Origin of the sequence: Kangiella aquimarina DSM 16071, assembly GCF_000374105.1 — a bacterium.
GTDB lineage: Bacteria > Pseudomonadota > Gammaproteobacteria > Enterobacterales > Kangiellaceae > Kangiella > Kangiella aquimarina.
In genome coordinates, this window is the sequence record NZ_KB893651.1 from 37,800 (window position 1) to 55,586 (window position 17,787).

Annotated in this window: 21 protein-coding genes; 14 read left to right on the forward strand and 7 right to left on the reverse strand. The window is 44.7% G+C overall.

Annotated elements, in window-relative coordinates; all coding sequences use genetic code 11:
* Positions 1-4 precede the first annotated feature (4 nt).
* The 3 genes from rpsD to rplQ all read left to right on the forward strand — a co-directional run bounded on the left by rpsD (position 5) and on the right by rplQ (position 2,280).
* Positions 5-625, forward strand: a complete 621-nt coding sequence (gene rpsD, locus B158_RS0109510) for a 30S ribosomal protein S4 (RefSeq protein ID WP_018625134.1) — start codon at positions 5-7, stop codon at positions 623-625.
* A gap of 23 nt (positions 626-648) precedes the next feature.
* The gene (locus tag B158_RS0109515) at positions 649-1,629 is read left to right on the forward strand and encodes a DNA-directed RNA polymerase subunit alpha (RefSeq protein ID WP_018625135.1); all 981 of its coding nucleotides are present in this window, start codon (positions 649-651) and stop codon (positions 1,627-1,629) included.
* A gap of 246 nt (positions 1,630-1,875) precedes the next feature.
* Positions 1,876-2,280, forward strand: coding sequence for a 50S ribosomal protein L17 (gene rplQ, locus B158_RS0109520; RefSeq protein ID WP_018625136.1), 405 nt, complete (start codon positions 1,876-1,878; stop codon positions 2,278-2,280).
* A 73-nt stretch (positions 2,281-2,353) separates the two neighbouring features.
* Here the strand turns inward: rplQ and B158_RS0109525 are convergent, their stop codons facing one another.
* Positions 2,354-2,743 (reverse strand): DUF1761 domain-containing protein, encoded by a 390-nt coding sequence (locus B158_RS0109525; RefSeq protein WP_018625137.1) that lies wholly within the window; start codon positions 2,741-2,743, stop codon positions 2,354-2,356.
* Positions 2,744-2,812: 69 nt separating this feature from the next.
* Entirely contained in the window at positions 2,813-3,442 is a 630-nt protein-coding gene (locus B158_RS0109530) for a class I SAM-dependent methyltransferase (protein ID WP_018625138.1), read from the reverse strand.
* A 154-nt stretch (positions 3,443-3,596) separates the two neighbouring features.
* Here B158_RS0109530 and B158_RS0109535 point away from each other — a divergent pair, with 154 nt between their 5' ends.
* Positions 3,597-4,523, forward strand: coding sequence for a cation diffusion facilitator family transporter (locus B158_RS0109535; RefSeq protein WP_018625139.1), 927 nt, complete (start codon positions 3,597-3,599; stop codon positions 4,521-4,523).
* 14 nt (positions 4,524-4,537) lie between these two features.
* On the opposite strand, the gene B158_RS0109540 is transcribed toward B158_RS0109535, so the two are convergent.
* Positions 4,538-5,095, reverse strand: coding sequence for a response regulator (locus tag B158_RS0109540; RefSeq protein WP_018625140.1), 558 nt, complete (start codon positions 5,093-5,095; stop codon positions 4,538-4,540).
* Between the two features lie 166 nt (positions 5,096-5,261).
* On the opposite strand from B158_RS0109540, the gene B158_RS0109545 reads away from it, so the two are divergent.
* The 6 genes from B158_RS0109545 (at position 5,262) to ribBA (ending at position 10,614) form a co-directional block, all read left to right on the forward strand.
* Positions 5,262-5,822: a transglycosylase SLT domain-containing protein gene (locus tag B158_RS0109545; protein WP_051082518.1), complete on the forward strand. Its 561-nt coding sequence runs from the start codon at positions 5,262-5,264 to the stop codon at positions 5,820-5,822.
* 138 nt (positions 5,823-5,960) lie between these two features.
* Positions 5,961-7,214, forward strand: coding sequence for a serine hydroxymethyltransferase (gene glyA, locus B158_RS0109550; protein ID WP_018625142.1), 1,254 nt, complete (start codon positions 5,961-5,963; stop codon positions 7,212-7,214).
* 36 nt (positions 7,215-7,250) lie between these two features.
* Complete coding sequence (gene nrdR / locus B158_RS0109555; RefSeq protein ID WP_018625143.1) at positions 7,251-7,709, forward strand: transcriptional regulator NrdR; 459 nt, start codon at positions 7,251-7,253, stop codon at positions 7,707-7,709.
* 43 nt (positions 7,710-7,752) lie between these two features.
* Entirely contained in the window at positions 7,753-8,871 is a 1,119-nt protein-coding gene (gene ribD, locus B158_RS0109560) for a bifunctional diaminohydroxyphosphoribosylaminopyrimidine deaminase/5-amino-6-(5-phosphoribosylamino)uracil reductase RibD (RefSeq protein WP_026309345.1), read from the forward strand.
* A gap of 2 nt (positions 8,872-8,873) precedes the next feature.
* Complete coding sequence (locus B158_RS0109565; RefSeq protein WP_018625145.1) at positions 8,874-9,482, forward strand: riboflavin synthase; 609 nt, start codon at positions 8,874-8,876, stop codon at positions 9,480-9,482.
* A 13-nt stretch (positions 9,483-9,495) separates the two neighbouring features.
* Entirely contained in the window at positions 9,496-10,614 is a 1,119-nt protein-coding gene (ribBA, locus tag B158_RS0109570; RefSeq protein ID WP_018625146.1) for a bifunctional 3,4-dihydroxy-2-butanone-4-phosphate synthase/GTP cyclohydrolase II, read from the forward strand.
* Between the two features lie 70 nt (positions 10,615-10,684).
* Here ribBA and B158_RS0109575 read toward each other — a convergent pair whose 3' ends face one another.
* A complete protein-coding gene (locus B158_RS0109575; RefSeq protein ID WP_018625147.1) occupies positions 10,685-12,049 on the reverse strand; it encodes an SPFH domain-containing protein in 1,365 nt (454 codons plus the stop codon).
* Between the two features lie 164 nt (positions 12,050-12,213).
* Between B158_RS0109575 and ribH the strand changes: the two genes are divergently transcribed.
* The 4 genes from ribH to B158_RS0109595 are packed head-to-tail and all read left to right on the forward strand — an operon-like array spanning position 12,214 to position 14,604.
* Entirely contained in the window at positions 12,214-12,699 is a 486-nt protein-coding gene (ribH, locus tag B158_RS0109580; protein ID WP_018625148.1) for a 6,7-dimethyl-8-ribityllumazine synthase, read from the forward strand.
* Entirely contained in the window at positions 12,696-13,124 is a 429-nt protein-coding gene (gene nusB / locus B158_RS0109585; protein WP_018625149.1) for a transcription antitermination factor NusB, read from the forward strand. Before ribH ends, nusB begins: the two co-directional genes overlap by 4 nt.
* Positions 13,125-13,144: 20 nt before the next feature.
* Complete coding sequence (gene thiL / locus B158_RS0109590; RefSeq protein WP_018625150.1) at positions 13,145-14,110, forward strand: thiamine-phosphate kinase; 966 nt, start codon at positions 13,145-13,147, stop codon at positions 14,108-14,110.
* Between the two features lie 20 nt (positions 14,111-14,130).
* Positions 14,131-14,604: a phosphatidylglycerophosphatase A family protein gene (locus tag B158_RS0109595; protein ID WP_018625151.1), complete on the forward strand. Its 474-nt coding sequence runs from the start codon at positions 14,131-14,133 to the stop codon at positions 14,602-14,604.
* Between the two features lie 56 nt (positions 14,605-14,660).
* Here B158_RS0109595 and dxs read toward each other — a convergent pair whose 3' ends face one another.
* From dxs to B158_RS0109610, 3 genes are read right to left on the reverse strand one after another with little or no spacing between them, the layout of a single operon-like run.
* Entirely contained in the window at positions 14,661-16,499 is a 1,839-nt protein-coding gene (gene dxs / locus B158_RS0109600) for a 1-deoxy-D-xylulose-5-phosphate synthase (RefSeq protein ID WP_018625152.1), read from the reverse strand.
* Positions 16,500-16,514: 15 nt separating this feature from the next.
* On the reverse strand, positions 16,515-17,405 hold the full coding sequence (gene ispA / locus B158_RS0109605; protein ID WP_018625153.1) for a (2E,6E)-farnesyl diphosphate synthase: 891 nt from the start codon (positions 17,403-17,405) through the stop codon (positions 16,515-16,517).
* Between the two features lie 12 nt (positions 17,406-17,417).
* Positions 17,418-17,663 carry an exodeoxyribonuclease VII small subunit gene (locus tag B158_RS0109610; RefSeq protein WP_018625154.1) on the reverse strand — a complete coding sequence of 82 codons (246 nt, stop codon included), beginning with the start codon at positions 17,661-17,663 and terminating at the stop codon, positions 17,418-17,420.
* Positions 17,664-17,787 lie beyond the last annotated feature (124 nt).

Below are 17,787 nucleotides of genomic sequence, written 5' to 3' on the forward strand. Positions count from 1 at the left end.
TGAAATGGCTAGATATCTAGGTCCAAAACTCAAATTGTCGCGTCGTGAAGGTGTCGATTTAGGACACAAGTCTGGCGTTCGTGCAATTGAGACTAAATGTAAAATTGAAGTAGCCCCAGGTCAACATGGCGCGCGTCGTAGCCGTTTGTCTGACTATGGTCTACAGTTACGTGAAAAGCAAAAAGTTCGTCGTATTTATGGCGTACTTGAGCGTCAATTCCGCAACTACTACAAAGAAGCTGATCGTCTAAAAGGTGCAACAGGTGTTAACTTGTTACAACTTTTAGAATCTCGCTTGGATAATGTTGTTTATCGTATGGGTTATGCTGCTACTCGTGGCGAAGCGCGTCAATTAGTTAGCCACAAGGCTATCTTGGTAAACGGCGAAACAGTCAATATTCCTTCTTACACAGTAAAAGCCGAAGACGTTGTTTCTGTACGTGAAAAATCACAGAAGCAAGCACGTATCGTTGCTGCACTGGAATTGGCTGCACAGCGTGACAAGCCAGAGTGGATTGAAGTTGATGGTAAGAAAATGGAAGGTCAGTTTAAGCGTGTTCCAGAGCGCTCTGAACTTGACGCCAGCATCAATGAAAACCTAATCGTAGAGTTGTACTCTAAGTAATTTTAATCCTTGAGAGGGATAATATGTCAGCGACTGAATTTCTGACTCCGCGCCAAATTAAGGTTGAATCAAGCGAAGGCACCAAAGCCCGAGTGGTACTTGAACCTTTTGAACGTGGATTTGGACACACTTTGGGTAACTCATTGCGTCGCATCTTGCTATCTTCTATGCCAGGTGCCGCAGTGACAGAAGTAGAAATCGACGGTGTTCTTCATGAGTACTCAGCTATTGAGGGCGTTCAAGAAGACGTTATCGATATCCTTTTGAACTTAAAAGGGTTGGCTGTTCGCCTTGAAGATAAAGAAGTAGCTACTTTAACTCTTCAAAAGAAAGGTGAAGGCGTCGTGACTGCTGCTGACATTGAAGAAGTATCAGGTGCTGAAGTGGTCAATAAAGATCACTACATCGCTACTTTGAATAAAGGTGGCGCTTTAAACATGCGCATCAAAGTTCGTTTAGGTCGTGGTTACGAGGCTTCTAATACTCGTAAACAACCTGAAGGCGAAGATAAACCAATTGGTGTATTGCAAGTTGATGCTTCTTTCAGCCCAATGAAGAAAGTTTCTTACACGGTCGAGTCTGCTCGTGTAGAGCAGCGTACTGATTTGGATAAGCTAGTACTTGATCTTGAAACCAATGGCACCATTGACCCAGAAGAAGCTATTCGCCGCAGTGCGACTATTCTTCAGGAACAATTGGCGGCATTCGTTGATTTGAAAGACGAGAAACAAGCTGAACCAGAGAAAGAAGAGCCAGAAATCGACCCAATTCTTTTGCGTCCGGTTGATGATCTTGAATTGACAGTACGTTCTGCCAACTGTCTTAAAACCGAGAATATCCATTACATTGGTGACTTGGTACAACGCACCGAAGTTGAGTTACTTAAAACTCCAAACCTAGGTAAGAAGTCATTAACTGAAATTAAAGACGTTCTTGCTTCACGTGGTTTGTCCTTAGGTATGCGTTTAGAGAATTGGCCACCATCAAGCATTATCGGTGACTAGTTCTTAGTAGTAAGAATTAGGCGCAAGCATTGTCTTGCGCCTTTTTATTCATAGCTTGCTATGAAACCCTTTGGTAATTTTTTGAATTTATTCAGACAGTTACCTGATTAATCGATTAGAACTTTCTAATCTTGTTTGTGTAAATGAAATAAACTTTTCTAACAAAGAAATCGTAAAGTTTAAATATTTACAGAAGTTTTTGTAGTACTACCGCAGGCTACAATTAAATAGAGTGAGGAACTCAATATGCGTCATCAAAAATCAGGTCGTAAATTAAACCGTAACAGCTCACATCGTAAAGCTATGTTCCGTAATATGACTGCGTCATTAATCGAGCATGAGTTAATTCGTACTACTTTGCCAAAAGCAAAAGAATTACGTCGTGTTGCTGAGCCTTTAATTACTCTATCGAAAACAGACTCCGTTGCTAATCGTCGTCTTGCTTTTGCACGTCTTCGTAATAATGCAGCAGTTGCTAAGCTATTTGCTGAGCTTGGTCCTCGTTATCAGGAGCGCCCAGGTGGTTACTTGCGTATCCTTAAGTGTGGTAATCGTCCAGGCGATAACGCACCTATGGCATACGTTGAATTAGTAGACCGTCCAGTGGTTGAAGACGATGTCGATTTAGACGAAGTAGTTACTGAAGAGTAATTTCTATAGTGACTTTAAAAAACCCGCTTTATGCGGGTTTTTTATTAACTTGAGTAAGTGTCCGCTGATAGCATTAATGCCAGCTTCCGAGTATTAATCCAAACAGAGTAAATATTACAAGATGATAACCGCCATCAATTAGTAAGTGTCTTAATGACTTATTGCTAAATTGATACGTTATACCCAGGCCAAGAAATACAATAGCACCGACCATTGCACAAACTGTTACAGCATGTATGAGATCGGGATTGGGCCCAAGCAAGTCTGCAATGACAAAGACAGCGACCAGGGCAAATATAAAGCTCAGAATAAAGACACTAGGTTTTTGTTTAATATCTTCTGCTTCTATCTTCATTTCCTTTAGCCAAATTCTGCCGAATAACATAGGTGAGTACCATAAGCCTCCGACAGCAAACGATAAGATTGCTGCAACCAATACCGCATAATAATTTATATCACTCATTCCCTTTCCCCAATGTTGTGTGATTGAACTAAGGCTAGCTTAGCATAAAGCCGATTGTGGTAACTCGATTTACAGCTTCACATGCAGAATATAACCCTCGAAGTACTCGGGCTCTGTGCAATACCAATCGAGTAGTTCAGCATCATGCTTAGTAAGAACTCGCTCGGCTAGATCAAAGAACGGTTGACGGCCAGGATCTGCCAGTAAAACATGCTTTACACCTGCCTTTTTAGCCCGATTTATCAGATTGTAGTGAATCTTTGCCAGATCATCCCAGAAGCAAATATCGGTTCCAAAGACAATGTCATAGTCAGTGAGATGCTTTTTTGTGAGTTTTTCAAAGCTGATTGATTCGGTTGTAATTTCGACCTGATTAAGTGCTGCCTGAAGTTCCAGAAAAGGAAAAACTTCATCGTCTCTGTCAGTCCCGGTAACCTTACAGCCTGCATGGTGAGCACAGAAAATGCTAGTAGGTCCCCAGCCGCAACCAAGCTCTAATACTCTCTGCTTGTTGTTTAATAGTTGCTTGTGTAAAAAGTAGTCCATTAGCAGGAAGCTGCTGTTCCAGGTCTTATGACCATGAATAGAGGGGGTGTAATGCTTTTTGAGCTTTTTGACAAACCTGTGTTTATTTTCGAGCAATAATATGCCGTATGCTTGAAAAATATTGTCTTCTGGTAATTCTTGTAGTTCAGGCATAACGATACCAAGTATTGAAGATAACTGCTAAGTGTAAGGACTTTAACGCCAATTGTTAAGGGCGACCTGTCTTCATTGTCATGAATAATAATTCTGTTTCGAATGCCTTAAAATCTTTGTTACACTCAAGGCAACATTCTGAAAGAAGGTTATTATGGGCACACACCACAACCATAATCATTTAAATGATGATGAGTCACATGGCACACATGTAGCTAGTAAGAAAAATCTGCTTTGGGCATTGTCATTAACCGGAACTTTCATGGTCGTTGAGGTTATTGGCGGTCTTGTTTCTGGATCCCTTGCCCTTCTTGCAGATGCTGGACACATGCTGACAGATACTGCAGCGCTTTTACTGGCATATTCCGCTCTTTATTTTGCTGCTAAGCCCGCAGATAGTAAACGGACTTTCGGCTACGGTCGGTTACAAGTTTTGGCCGCCTATACCAATGGTGTTTTTCTGATATTACTTACTGGTTGGATTCTCTGGGAAGCGATTCATCGCTTTATTGAGCCTAACCCCATTCAAAGTGTCAGTATGTTTACCGTGGCGGTCATAGGACTGATTGTAAATTTACTCGTCTTCAAGATCCTGCATAGTGCCGGTGACTCCAATATCAATATACGAAGCGCGTTATTGCATGTCCTGGGTGATTTACTCGGATCAGTTGGCGCAATTATCGCAGCAATTGTAATATGGATATGGGGGCTACTATGGGTCGACCCACTATTATCTATTTTCGTTGCAGTTCTGATCCTGAGAAGCGCATACCACGTTATTAAAGACGCATCCCATATATTGCTAGAGGGTACACCTATCGGCATCAGCATGAGTAATATTCGCTTAGACTTAATGTCTATCGAGGGGGTTAAAGACGTCCACCATATGCATGCCTGGAGTCTGAGTGAAGCGGAGCCGATGATGACATTTCATGCTCTGGTTGATCCCAATAAAAATAGTGACAATTTATTGGAAGAGATGCTGTTGTTATTGAAGAAAGAGCATGGCATTGGTCATGCCACTATTCAGGTAGAGGTAGAGAATTGTCAGGTAGTTGAAGATGCTTGTGAGGTTGGCTAAATTGTGTGGTTAGCTCATTGCTTCTGGGCTTCCAGCAAGAAGCCTCGTTGATTTTCGATACCTTCAAGTCGTCTTGCCAATTTATGCTGTAACTCTTGCAGACTTTTAGACTGTGGGGCTGTTTCTTTAACCAGCTTGTCTGCCTCAGGAGTATACTTTGATAAGGTGCTGGTTAATTCCTTTAACTGCTGACTGGTAAAGAACATCCCTTTTTGGAACAGGCTACGCTTAATACGGTTAAAAAGGTCAATTTCCTGGCGGTTGTGTTCAAAATAGTGCTCAATTCCAAGTTTTTTAACCCAGCTGGCTATAGTCTGGTCTTTGTTGTCCGAATAGACAATAATGGTGGCGCGCTCCGACATTCCGCTTTTGATTTTACGCAATGAAGGATAACCAAGCGCATTATTGAGCGCGACAACAACGATTCTGATTTGAGGTCGGTTAAGGCGAATGTAATTTAACGCTTCTTTGTAATCAGCGGCATAATGATAATCGTGACCGGCAGCCGTTAACTGTTGCGCAGTGTTCGCTAAAATTTCATGGCTGTCATCGACGAGTAGAATGGCGCTCATAATTAATTGATGCAAGTTAGCGGAAGTTAATATAACTAGTTGATTTATTTTATCATTGATTTTTGTAAGGTATATTAAAATTTACTAAAAAAAGAACAATTTGTGAGAGGAAACAGGTTTGCGTTCAAAATTGTTAATTTTACTGACAAGTGGTTTTTTTCTGTTAATGGCACAGGGCTGCTCAACATTTAAGCCAAGTAATGTCAACGATGCTTGCAGTGTTCTGGAAGATGAGGATTGGTACGAGGCCGCTTTGGATTCTCAGGAGCGCTGGGGCACGCCAATTCATGTGCAGTTGGCTATCATGCATCAGGAGTCCAAATTTCAGCATGATATTCGTCCCGCCAGAAAGTGGTACTTGGGTTTTATTCCGGGATTTAGACCATCTAACGCCTATGGCTATGCTCAGGCACTTGAGGGAACCTGGGATACTTACCGGACGTCAACCAATAACCATGGTGCAAGACGTGATAACTTTGATGATGCTATCGACTTCATTGGCTGGTATACATTCAATAGCCACAAACAACTGGGTATCTCAAAGTGGGATGCTCGTGCACAGTATCTTGCCTATCATGAAGGCTGGGGCGGCTATAAGAGAAAAACCTATAACTCCAAGGGCTGGCTGATTAAGGTGGCAGACAAGGTTAAGGCGCAATCGCTGAAGTACGCAGCTCAGTATAAACAATGTCAGGCGGAATTGGAGTCGAATCGTGGCTGGTTCTAAAGCTGTTATTTGAGTTCAGGGTTATAACCATTAATTATCTATTTTGTAGGACATTTCAGCCATGGATAGGTTAAAATAGCGCCACTTCTTAATGCTAAAAAAGCATTCTATTTGATTAACGTAATTGAGGTTTAGCACATGTTGGGCAACACCACGCCATTAAAAGAGTTTGATCCTGAACTTTTCGCATCGATTGAAGCTGAAAAGAAGCGCCAAGAAGAGCATATTGAGCTGATTGCTTCAGAAAACTATACCAGTCAGCGCGTAATGGAAGCTCAAGGTTCTGTGTTAACCAATAAGTATGCGGAAGGTTATCCCGATAAGCGTTACTACGGTGGTTGTGAATATGTGGACATCGCTGAAAAACTGGCCATTGAGCGCATTAAAGAGCTCTTCGGCGCTGATTATGCCAATGTCCAGCCTCACTCTGGCTCACAAGCAAACGCTGCAGTATACATGGCGCTAGTTAAGCCAGGCGATACCATTTTAGGTATGAGTCTGTCTGACGGTGGTCACCTGACTCATGGTTCGAAGGTTAACTTTTCAGGCAAAATCTATCATTCGATTGAATATGGCGTTGATGAAAACGGTTACATTGATTATGCGCAAGTTGAAGCCTTAGCACTTGAGCATAAGCCAAAAATGATCGTTGCCGGTTTCTCGGCTTATTCTCGTGTAGTTGACTGGGCCAAATTCAGAGAAATTGCCGACAAAGTTGGTGCTTACCTATTTGTGGATATGGCACACGTTGCAGGCTTGATTGCTGCAGGCGAATATCCTAACCCAGTTCCATATGCGGATGTGGTTACATCAACCACTCATAAGACATTAGCCGGCCCTCGCGGCGGTATCATCATTGCCCGTTCTAACCCTGATCTTGAGAAAAAGCTCAACTCTGCGGTTTTCCCAGGCGGTCAGGGCGGTCCATTAATGCACGTAATCGCTGCTAAAGCGGTAGCTTTCAAAGAAGCCCTAAGTGACGAGTTCAAAGCCATGCAGAAGCAGGTTAAAATTAATGCCCAAGCCATGACCAAAGTATTGATGGAGCGTGGCTATAAAATCGTTTCTGGCGGCACAGATAATCATCTTTTCCTGATCGATTTAATCGATAAAGATATTACTGGCAAAGATGCTGAAGCAGCACTTGGCCAGGCTAATATCACAGTAAACAAGAATACCGTACCCAATGAACCACGCTCACCTTTTGTAACCAGTGGCTTACGTATGGGTACTCCTGCCATCACAACTCGTGGTTTTAAAGAAGCTGAAGCCACTCAGCTTGCTGGCTGGATCTGTGATATTCTTGACGATATTACAAACGAACAAACGATTGCGGATGTGAAAGCAAAGGCTCTGGAATTAACAGTCCGCTTTCCAGTCTATCGCAGTTAATTGATAAGCACGCTATTGGCAACATAAGGAGCTGTTATGCATTGCCCGTTTTGCGCTCACCCGGATACGAAGGTTATTGATTCACGTTTAGTGGCTGACGGCAGTCAGGTACGACGCCGCAGAGAATGCCTTGCCTGTGGCGAGCGTTATACGACTTTCGAAAGTGCTGAGCTGGTAATGCCTAAGATCATTAAAACTGACGGAACGCGTGAGCCCTTTAATGAGGCTAAGTTAAGAATGGGTTTAGCAAAGGCCGTTGAAAAACGTCCAGTCAGTGTTGAAGATCTGGAAGCCGCTATCAATAAAATCTTGTCACAAATTCGCGCTCTTGGTGAGCGCGAAGTGCCATCTACCGTTGTCGGTGAGCTGGTGATTGAGGCTCTTCGAGGCCTTGATGAAGTGGCATATGTGAGATTTGCCTCGGTTTATCGTCGCTTTAAAGATGTAAATGCTTTTCGCGAAGAAATCGATAAATTACAGAGCGACAGTAAGTAACCGCTGTCGCTTTTACACATCCCAAAGGTAACTCATACCTGATATGTCTTTTACAACACAAGACTCCAGCTACATGGCGCGAGCTATTCAGTTAGCACGCAAAGGCTGGTTCACCACAAGAACCAATCCCAGGGTGGGGTGTGTTCTGGTAAAAGACGAGCAAATTATTGGCGAGGGATGGCATGAAAAGCCAGGCTTTGCCCACGCTGAAATCAATGCCTTGAATCGTGCTGGTGACAATGCACGCGGGGCAACCGCCTATGTAACTCTTGAGCCTTGTGCTCATCATGGAAAAACGGGACCCTGTGCCGAGGCCTTGGTTGAAGCCGGCGTTGTAAAAGTGGTTTCCGCAATGCTCGATCCCAATCCATTGGTGTCGGGAAAAGGAATGCAGATCTTACAAAACGCCGGCATCGAAGTAGAACACGGACTAATGCGGGAGCAAGCCGAACAGCTCAATCTTGGTTTTATTAAGCGTATGACAACCGGCCTACCCAGAGTAGTTGTCAAGATTGGCATGAGTCTGGACGGCAGAACCGCAATGGCCAGTGGCGAAAGTCAGTGGATCACTGGAACTGATGCCCGCCGTGATGTTCAGCGTTTACGTGCAGAGTCAGGTGCCGTTATCACGGGCTCTGGTACTGTGGTGATTGACGACCCATCCATGAACGTGCGTGAATCGGCCTATATTGCAAACCCTCATTTCGCTCAACCCATCAGAGTTATCATTGATTCACAAAATATTGTCGAACCAAATGCCAAAATATTCAGCAATGAAGGACATTGCTGGTTGGTTAGCGGTCACTTATCAGAAAAAGATTACCCAGCAAATGTTGAACAGAAAACAGTCGCACTGTTGCCCGGTAAAGATAAGATTTCTCACCACAAAATCGACTTGAAAGCATTACTCATGTTGCTGGCAGAGACCGGAGTCAATGATGTTTTGATTGAGGCTGGCAGTGGTCTAGTGGGTGCTTTTATCGAGCAGGAAATGGTTGATGAGTTGGTTGTTTATATGGCCCCGAAGCTGATGGGTAGCGCGGCCAGGCCTATGGTTCAGTTACCGCTGGAAACTATGCAACAGAATATAGAGTTAACCCTCGGCAATATTCGGCAGATAGGTAATGATCTGCGATTGAATTACTATTTTAAAAAGGCTTAGTTATGTTTACCGGAATTATAGAAGCAACAGGCTACATTGCTGCAATTGAGCCAAAAGGCGAAGATGCTCGCTACCGTTTTCAAACGGGCAAGCTGGATTTGTCTGATGTGGAACTTGGCGATAGCATTGCTTGTAACGGTGTCTGCCTGACTGTAATTGAAAAGTTTGAAGACGGCTTTTCAGCAGATGTCTCGGTCGAAACCATTAAGGTGACCTGCTTTAAACACTACCAGGCGCATCAGCCCGTTAATTTTGAAAAAGCCATGCTGCCAACGACACGCTTTGGCGGTCATATGGTCAGCGGCCATGTGGATGGTATTGGTGAAGTACTTGCGATTGAAGATGCCGGACGCTCTATCCAGTACACCATTCGTGCTCCGAAAGACGTGTTACACTATATCGCCATCAAAGGCTCAATTACGGTTGACGGTACCAGTTTGACCGTTAATCAGCTTGATGAGGATTGTTTTTTCCTCAATCTGGTCCCACATACATTGCAAGAAACCATTGCTGATAGCTATCAGGTGGGAACCAAGGTCAATTTGGAAATTGATCTCATTGCTCGTTATCTAGAGCGCTTGATGCAGACTGGAGCTGCTAAACCTCAATAAATGTGTGAGTGATATGCAATTAAATAGCATCGAAGAAATTATTGAAGATATCCGTCAGGGCAGAATGGTCATTCTGATGGATGACGAAGATCGTGAGAACGAAGGCGATTTGGTGATGGCGGCCACTCAGGTGCGTCCAGAAGATATTAATTTTATGGCGCGTTATGGCCGAGGATTGATTTGTTTACCCATGACCCGTGAGCGTTGTGAGCAACTCAATTTGCCCTTGATGTCACAGCAGAATGGTGCCCGTTTCAGTACCAACTTTACGGTATCCATTGAAGCGGCCGAAGGTGTTTCTACCGGTATTTCTGCCGCTGATCGTGCTCGAACCGTGCAGATGGCGGTGGCTCCGAATGCCAAGCCTACCGATATTGTTCAGCCGGGTCATATTTTTCCAATTATGGCTAAACCTGGTGGTGTTCTGAATCGTGCGGGTCACACTGAGGCAAGCTGTGATTTAGCGCGTTTAGCAGGCTTTGAGCCAGCTGCCGTAATCGTTGAGATCTTGAATGAAGATGGCACCATGGCTCGTCGCCCTGACTTGGAAACCTTTGCTCAGGAACACAACCTGAAAATTGGAACCATTGCGGATCTGATTGAATACCGCTCGACCAAAGAGAAAACGGTAGAAAAGGTCAGTGAGTGCCATTGGCCCACTGAGCATGGAGAATTTCGCCTTCACACCTACCGCGATACCATTGATGGTCAAGTACATTTCGCCTTGGTGAAGGGCAATCCTAAAAACGATACCTCAACGTTAGTACGTGTTCACTTAACGGATAGCCTCGGTGATTTGCTGGAAGCTCAACGTGGTAGAAAGCCTGGCTGGGGTTTAAGTAAAGCCATCGAGCGTATCGCCAAAGAAGGTGAGGGTGTAGTGGTTGTGCTTGCCAATAAAGAATCCAGTGAGGAAGTGCTTAATCGGATTCGTCGCTTTGAACAGGAAGATAAAGGGGAACCTTTAACTCAGGAGCAAAAGCGTCAAAAGAAACGAACTGTCGGTATTGGCTCGCAAATTCTGGCTGATTTAGGCGTTCATAAGATGCGATTATTGAGTTCAGGAAGTCAGTACACCGGCCTGGCTGGTTATGGACTGGAAATTGTTGAAAACATAACTCCAGAGCAGTAATTCCAGAGTTAGAACTTATAAAAATCCCGCCAGTTGGCGGGATTTTTGTTTTAAACTTATCTAACGAAGCTTATTTCTTTATATCTCTGTCATAGCTTAGTCTTTTGGCTGCATCCAAGGTTAACATTTGCATGAAAGCCTTAGTTTCTGAGTCAGAACCGGTTGGAGTGTTGCCATTACTGCCAAAGACATTGGTTGGAACCTGACGCTTAGCAAACGCATCTGCCCATAGTTTTTGAATTTCGATCTCAGCCTCAAGCTTCTGTGCCAGGGCATTATCGGCTTCAAGAATCACTTTTTTCTGATAGGCTTCGGCATCAGCCAGAGTTCTTTTGGTTTCTGCTTCAATGCGCGCTTTTTCCAGTTGGATTTCAGCAGTGACCTTTTGGATTTCAGCCTGTTCCTTGAATTTCTGAGCTTCTGTTAAAGCTAATTGCTTTTCCGTTTCTGCATCTGTGGTTTTCTGAATCTGATTCACTTTTGCTTCTGCCTGACGTTCAGCGACTTCGCGCTCACCACGGGCAATCGCAAGCAGCCGCTGCTCTTCTTCCTGAATACGCTGTTCGCGTGCAATAGCACGATCAGCAGAGGCTTTTTGCTTTAACTGCATACGGTCTATAAACCGAGAGTTAGGGCGCATATCAGTGACACGAGCATCAACCACCTGCACTCCAAAGCCAGTGAACTTTTGCTTTTTACGTAATGGGACACCATTCTCATCAAGACGTTTTTTTACTTCAAACGAGATTTTGATTTCATCATCGTATTCTTTTTGCTCTTTGCCTAATGTGGCATTAGCAGAAGACAGGCGTTCTCTTTGTACGCTTTCACGGCGCTCTTCGCGACGAACGATATAGATACCATTGGCCATCTGGTTTTCGAATTCGGTATTAAACTCAGTACGACCACCAGAATAATAGTCTTCGGCGCTCATCAATGAGGCCGTTGCCTGCAGGGTTTCTTTGAATGCAGGTATTAGTGCTGTCCGCAGGAAATTGTCAGGAGTACGGTATTCATGTGCAAGGTTCAAGAAGCCTTCTTGATCAGTAGGTATCGAAAATCGCACGGTCGCCTGTGCATCAGCATCAACCTGATCTAGGAACATAATATTCAGCGGTGGAAGGCTGGCACTACCGCCCTGTTTTGACTCATTTTCTGCACTGACATTATTAGCATGACCACCAAGTACCGCCTGCACAGTCGTCGCGCGCTTCCATGAATTCCAGCGACCGAAAAAAAAGAACTGATACCCGACGTCACTGACAGCATGCTCATTACCGAGAATGGTTCGGACGTGATAGACGTACCCCGGTTCTGCGTAAAACACAGAATTGCGCAAGATAATATAAAGAACAAAAACGACACCCGCACCAATCAGCAATTTGCTGTTTTTATAAAGACTGGCGAAGGAAAAGTTTGGTTTTGGAAGTTTCATTATTAGTATTCCTTTTATTACTAAATGCTATATTTTTTATTGTGTCCTTGTTGCTATAAAAAGCCTAGAACGAACCGTAATATATAGGATTCTTCAAGATAATCATACTCAAAAGGACCTATTCATATTACAATACGCGATAATTTTTCGTAATTCACAGTGTTATGAGCGACTTCAAGTTAGACTTTTCTGCAACAGAATACACCGGCGGTCGAATCGCCATCGTCCACGCCCGCTTTAATCTCCCAATCATTAATAAAATGATTGCTGGTGCCAAACAGCGCCTGGATGAACTTAAAGTTCCGAATGAGAATATTGAGCTGTTTGATGTGGCAGGGGCTTATGAATTACCCTATGCAGTTCAGCAGGTTGCCAAAACGGGGCAGTTTGACGCTGTCATTGCCATCGGTGTGGTTATTCGTGGCGATACTCCACATTTTGATTATGTCTGTGCTGAGTCGAGCTCTGGATTGATGCGCGCCTCCTTGGACAATGATATTCCTGTCATCTTCGGCATTTTAACTGTAAATACCGAGGAGCAGGCCGAAGAACGCGCTAACCCAGCAAAAATGAACAAAGGTGGGGAAGCTGCAGCGACTGCTGTTGAAATGATTAATTTAACTCGCGCACTAAAAGAGAAACGCTCATGAGTACAACCTTCAAACCCGCTGCGCGTCGTCGTGCAAGAGAATATGCAATCCAGGCAATTTATCAGTGGCAAATGTCAGCCAATCCTTTGAATGAGATTGAGGCGCAATACCTGACCACCATGAATGCTAAAAAAGTAGATACGGTTTATTTTCAGGAGCTTTTTTCTGGCGTGTTGACCAACCTTGACGAAATTGATGCGGCTCTTGCTCCTGCATTGGAAAGAGATATCGATGATATCGATCCGATTGAGCGCGCGATTATTCGGTTATCAGCATTTGAATTGAAAAAGCGCATTGATGTGCCTAAGAAGGTTGTGATTAACGAAGGTATTGAACTGGCCAAAACTTTTGGTGCTACCGATGGACATAAATTCGTTAATGGTGTGCTTGATAAGATCAGTAAAGACTTACGCCCCCACGAATAATTAACTGACCAAGTCATATCATGAAAGAGTTTGAACTGATCAAGGAGTATTTCAGTTTTAGCCAATCGCATTCTGACACAGTGATAGAAGGGGTGGGTGATGACTGTGCTGTTCTCTCCGTCCCTGATAAGCGCCAACTGGTCACTTCCGTTGATACACTGGTGGATGGCGTTCATTTTTTTTCAGATATTGATCCTGCCGATATTGCCTATAAATCGTTAGCCGTGAATGTCAGTGATTTAGCGGCAATGGGCGCCAAACCTCTAGGCTTTACCTTGGCCATTGCCTTACCAAAAGTTGATACACAATGGCTCGAAGCTTTCAGTTATGGTTTAAAGCAAGCCAGCGAAACTTTTAATATTCCACTGATTGGTGGTGATACCACACAGGGGCCACTGACGATTTCGGTTACCGTATTTGGAACGGTTAAAACAGGCAAAGCTCTGCTAAGAAAGTCAGCACAGCTGGATGATGATATCTGGGTTACGGGATATCTCGGCGATGCCGCCGCCGCATTGGGTTTGCACTCTAAATTGAACCAACTCAATGACGCTGAAACTTATCTATGGCAGCGATTATTACGCCCCGAACCACCTTTAGCTTTTGCAAGAAAGCTATCCAAGATAGCCCATGCCGCTATCGATGTTTCTGATGGCTTGATGGCTGATTTAGGGCATATCCTTGAAAAGAGCAATTGTTCGGCAAAAATCAAAGTCGCCTCATTGCCTTTATCTGAGCAGTTAACTGAATTTGTAGGATTGGAAGGTGCGCGTGAGTTTGCACTGAATGGCGGGGATGACTATGAATTATGCTTTACCGCCAAATCCAGCATGCGCAACAAGATCCTCAATCTTGCCGAAGACTTTAAGGTCAATGTCCATAGAATCGGTTCAATAACAGCTGGAGAAGAAACTGATATTCAATTGTTACTGGATGGAAAGCCCTTTCAGCCGAAGCGACAGGGCTGGCAGCATTTTTCCGAATAAATTATTAAAGCGAACCAAACATGTCATTAAGCCAAACCGTATTTAAGAATCCTATTCACTTCCTTGCCTTTGGTTTTGGCTCCGGATTATTGCCTAAAGCTCCCGGCACTTGGGGTACACTAGTTGCTATTCCACTTTGGTATGGCTTGTCCTCATTAAGTGTTCACTGGTATATCGCAGCAACCATACTTTTGAGTATCCTCGGCATCGGCATTTGTCATTACAGCGCAAAAAAGCTTGGTGTTCATGATCACCCCGGCATCGTCTGGGATGAATTCTGTGGCTATTTTGTCACCATGATCGCAGCACCGGCAGGTTGGATTTGGCCCATTATTGGCTTCATTCTGTTTCGCATTTTCGACATCATGAAACCCTGGCCGATCAAATGGCTCGATAAAAAAGTCCACGGCGGCTTTGGCATTATGATTGATGATTTACTGGCTGGTGTTTTTGCTTGGCTGATATTGCAGGTGTTAGTTTTAATTGTAATGTGATATGTAGAGGGAGCTGTAGGGTGCTCCTCGACGCACCCTACGAAAGAGCGAGCAAACTACAGGCTCTTAATAATATCTTCTGCAGTCAATCCAATTCTTTTAAACAACTCTTTAGTGTCGCCATGCTCTACGAATCTATCGGGAATCCCTAAGTTTTTGACTTTAATTTGAATGTCGTTATTCAAAAGGAATTCATTGATGGCGGAGCCGGCACCGCCCATGATGGCGTTTTCCTCGATGGTAATGAATTGCTCGTGGGTTTCCGCTAACTGTCTGATTAACTCTTCATCCAATGGTTTTACGAAGCGCATATCGGCAACCGTTGCGTGGATTTGTTCTGCCGCTTCCATGGCAGTTTGAACCATTGAACCAAAGGCCAGGATGGCGACTTTCTCACCACGACGTTTGATGCTGCCCTTGCCAATTGGGAATGGGGTAAACGTTTGCTCTGGCTCTATGCCGCTACCCATACCGCGCGGGTAGCGAACTGCTACAGGGCCTTCATACAAATAACCTGTATATAAGCACTGGCGACATTCGTTTTCATCACTTGGCGTCATGATAACCATGTTCGGAATGCAGCGCAGGTAGCTCAGATCAAAAGCACCATTATGGGTGGCACCGTCGCCACCGACTAATCCGCCGCGGTCAATGGCAAATAGCACATCGAGGTTTTGCAAAGCGACATCATGAATCAGCTGATCATAACCGCGTTGCAGGAAGGTCGAATAAATTGCGCAAACTGGCTTTAAACCTTCGCAAGCCAAACCAGCAGAGACTGTCACTGCGTGTTGTTCCGCAATACCTACATCATAATAACGCTCGGGAAATTCGCGCGAGAAGCGAATCAGATCGGAGCCCTCACGCATAGCAGGTGTGATGCCAACTACGCGTTCATCTTTTGTAGCGATATCACACAGGAAATCACCAAAAATATTGGAATAGGTTTTAGGCTTTTTACCTTTGGGCAGGCTGGTATCTTTAGGATCAAAAATCGGTACGCCGTGGTAGGCAATCGGATCATTTTCCGCCGGCTCATAGCCTTTGCCCTTGCGCGTAACAATGTGCAGGAACTGAGGACCTTTCAGCTCTTTAATATTATTGAGAGTATTTAATAATGTCGGTAAGTCATGACCATCAATGGGTCCATTATAATTGAAGCCTAACTCTTCGAACAAAGTGCCCGGAAGAACCATACCCTTCATGTGCTCTTCAGCACGACTAACGAAATCTGATAGTGGTTTGATATTATGTAGCGCTTTTTTGCCTGTTTCACGGACACGCTGATAAAAGCGGCCAGCCAATAATTTGGCTAAATATTTGTTTAGACCACCGACGTTTTCTGAGATCGACATTTCATTGTCATTCAGAATGACCAGAATATTTGCATCAGTATCAGCAGCATGATTCATGGCTTCAAAAGCCATGCCGCCCGTTAGAGCACCATCACCAATAACTGCAACACAATGGCGATCCAGGCCTTGTTGTTTGGCTGCCAGTGCCATACCCAGGGCTGCACTGATTGAGGTACTGGAGTGCCCCACCGCAAAGGTATCGTATTCGGACTCAGTGCGAACCGGGAACGGGTGTAGACCGTCTGTTTGTCGAATGGTTTGTAACTGATCGCGACGCCCAGTTAGCACTTTATGAGGATAGGCCTGATGGCCTACATCCCAGACAATGCGATCATCCGGGGTGTTAAACATGTAGTGCAGGGCAACGGTGAGCTCAACCGTACCTAAACCTGCTGCAAAGTGGCCGCCACATTGGCTGATGGTATCTATGAGGTACTGACGTAGTTCGTCGGCAACTTCGCTCAGTTGCGACTTTTCCAACTGCCTGAGGTAAACAGGCGAGTCAATGTGCATTAATAATGGGTATTTTTCAGAGCTCATAGGGTTTTGCGGCAATTAAGCGTTACGATTGACTATATAGTTCGCCAACTCGGCGAGGGACTCGGTATTGTACGGCAACTTAGCCAGTGCTTGTAGGGATAAATCCAATAAATCCTCTAATTTCTGCTTAGAACCGTCAAGCCCCAGCAGGGCGGGGTAAGTATTCTTATCCTTGGCCAAATCAGAGCCCTGCGGCTTACCAAGTGTGGTGGTGTCTGACTCGATATCCAGAATGTCGTCTTTGACCTGGAAAGCAAGTCCAATGGCGTCCGCATATAGCTCCAAAGCGTTTTGCTCTTGCTGATCGAGCTTTCCGGCACACAAAGCACCCAATAACACACTGGCTTTGATCAAGGCACCGGTTTTCATTCGGTGCATTTGTTCAAGTGTTGCTAAGTCTATCATTTTCGATGTCGATTCCAGGTCAATGGCCTGACCGCCACCCATACCAAGAGAGCCACTGGCCTGAGCAAGTAGCTGAATCATTTGAAGTTGTTGGGGCTGGGCTTTTGCTGAAAACGGATGGCTTGCCAGCTCTTCAAAAGCCTGAGTATGCAGCGCATCCCCGGCTAGAATCGCTGTTGCCTCATCAAATTTAATGTGGCAGGTCGGTTTGCCGCGACGTAAATCATCATCATCCATCGCCGGCAGGTCGTCATGAACCAGTGAGTAGCAGTGGATCAGCTCTACGGCTAATGCTGGGCTGTCCAAATCGGAAAGTTCTGCCCCTAGCGCCTGACCGGTTATATACACCAATGTCGGCCGAATACGTTTGCCACCATTAAGCGCACCGTAGCGCATGGCCTGATGTAAGCTTTGTGGGCTGGTGCCGTCACTGGGCAGGCTCTCAGTTAATAGCTTGCTGATCCGGTCCTGCCAGTGTTCTAGTTGCTGCTGAATCGTCATGAAGGGTAGAGCTTATGGTTCGTCGACTTCGAAGGCCTGTTCCTGATTATCCATCAGTACAGTAACTTTATGCTCGGCATCGGCGAGCAGCTGTTGGCACTGACGGGACAATTTAACCCCTTTTTCAAACACTTTCAGGGCTTCATCCAGCGGCAGTTCGCCACTTTCAAGCTGCTCAACAATAGTTTCCAGCTCTTGCAGCTGGCTCTCAAAATTGACGTTGGCGGCTTTTTTGGTGGGAGCTTTCTTTTCTGGCATAGCGAGTGATCGAAGTTTGGATGTGTTAATTGGGCTTATTGTCCTATATTGGTCTTGAAAAGAAAAGGATGCTGAAAAGGAAAGCGTGAGAGCTTGTTGTTTTGGCAAAGTTGTCCTAGAAAGC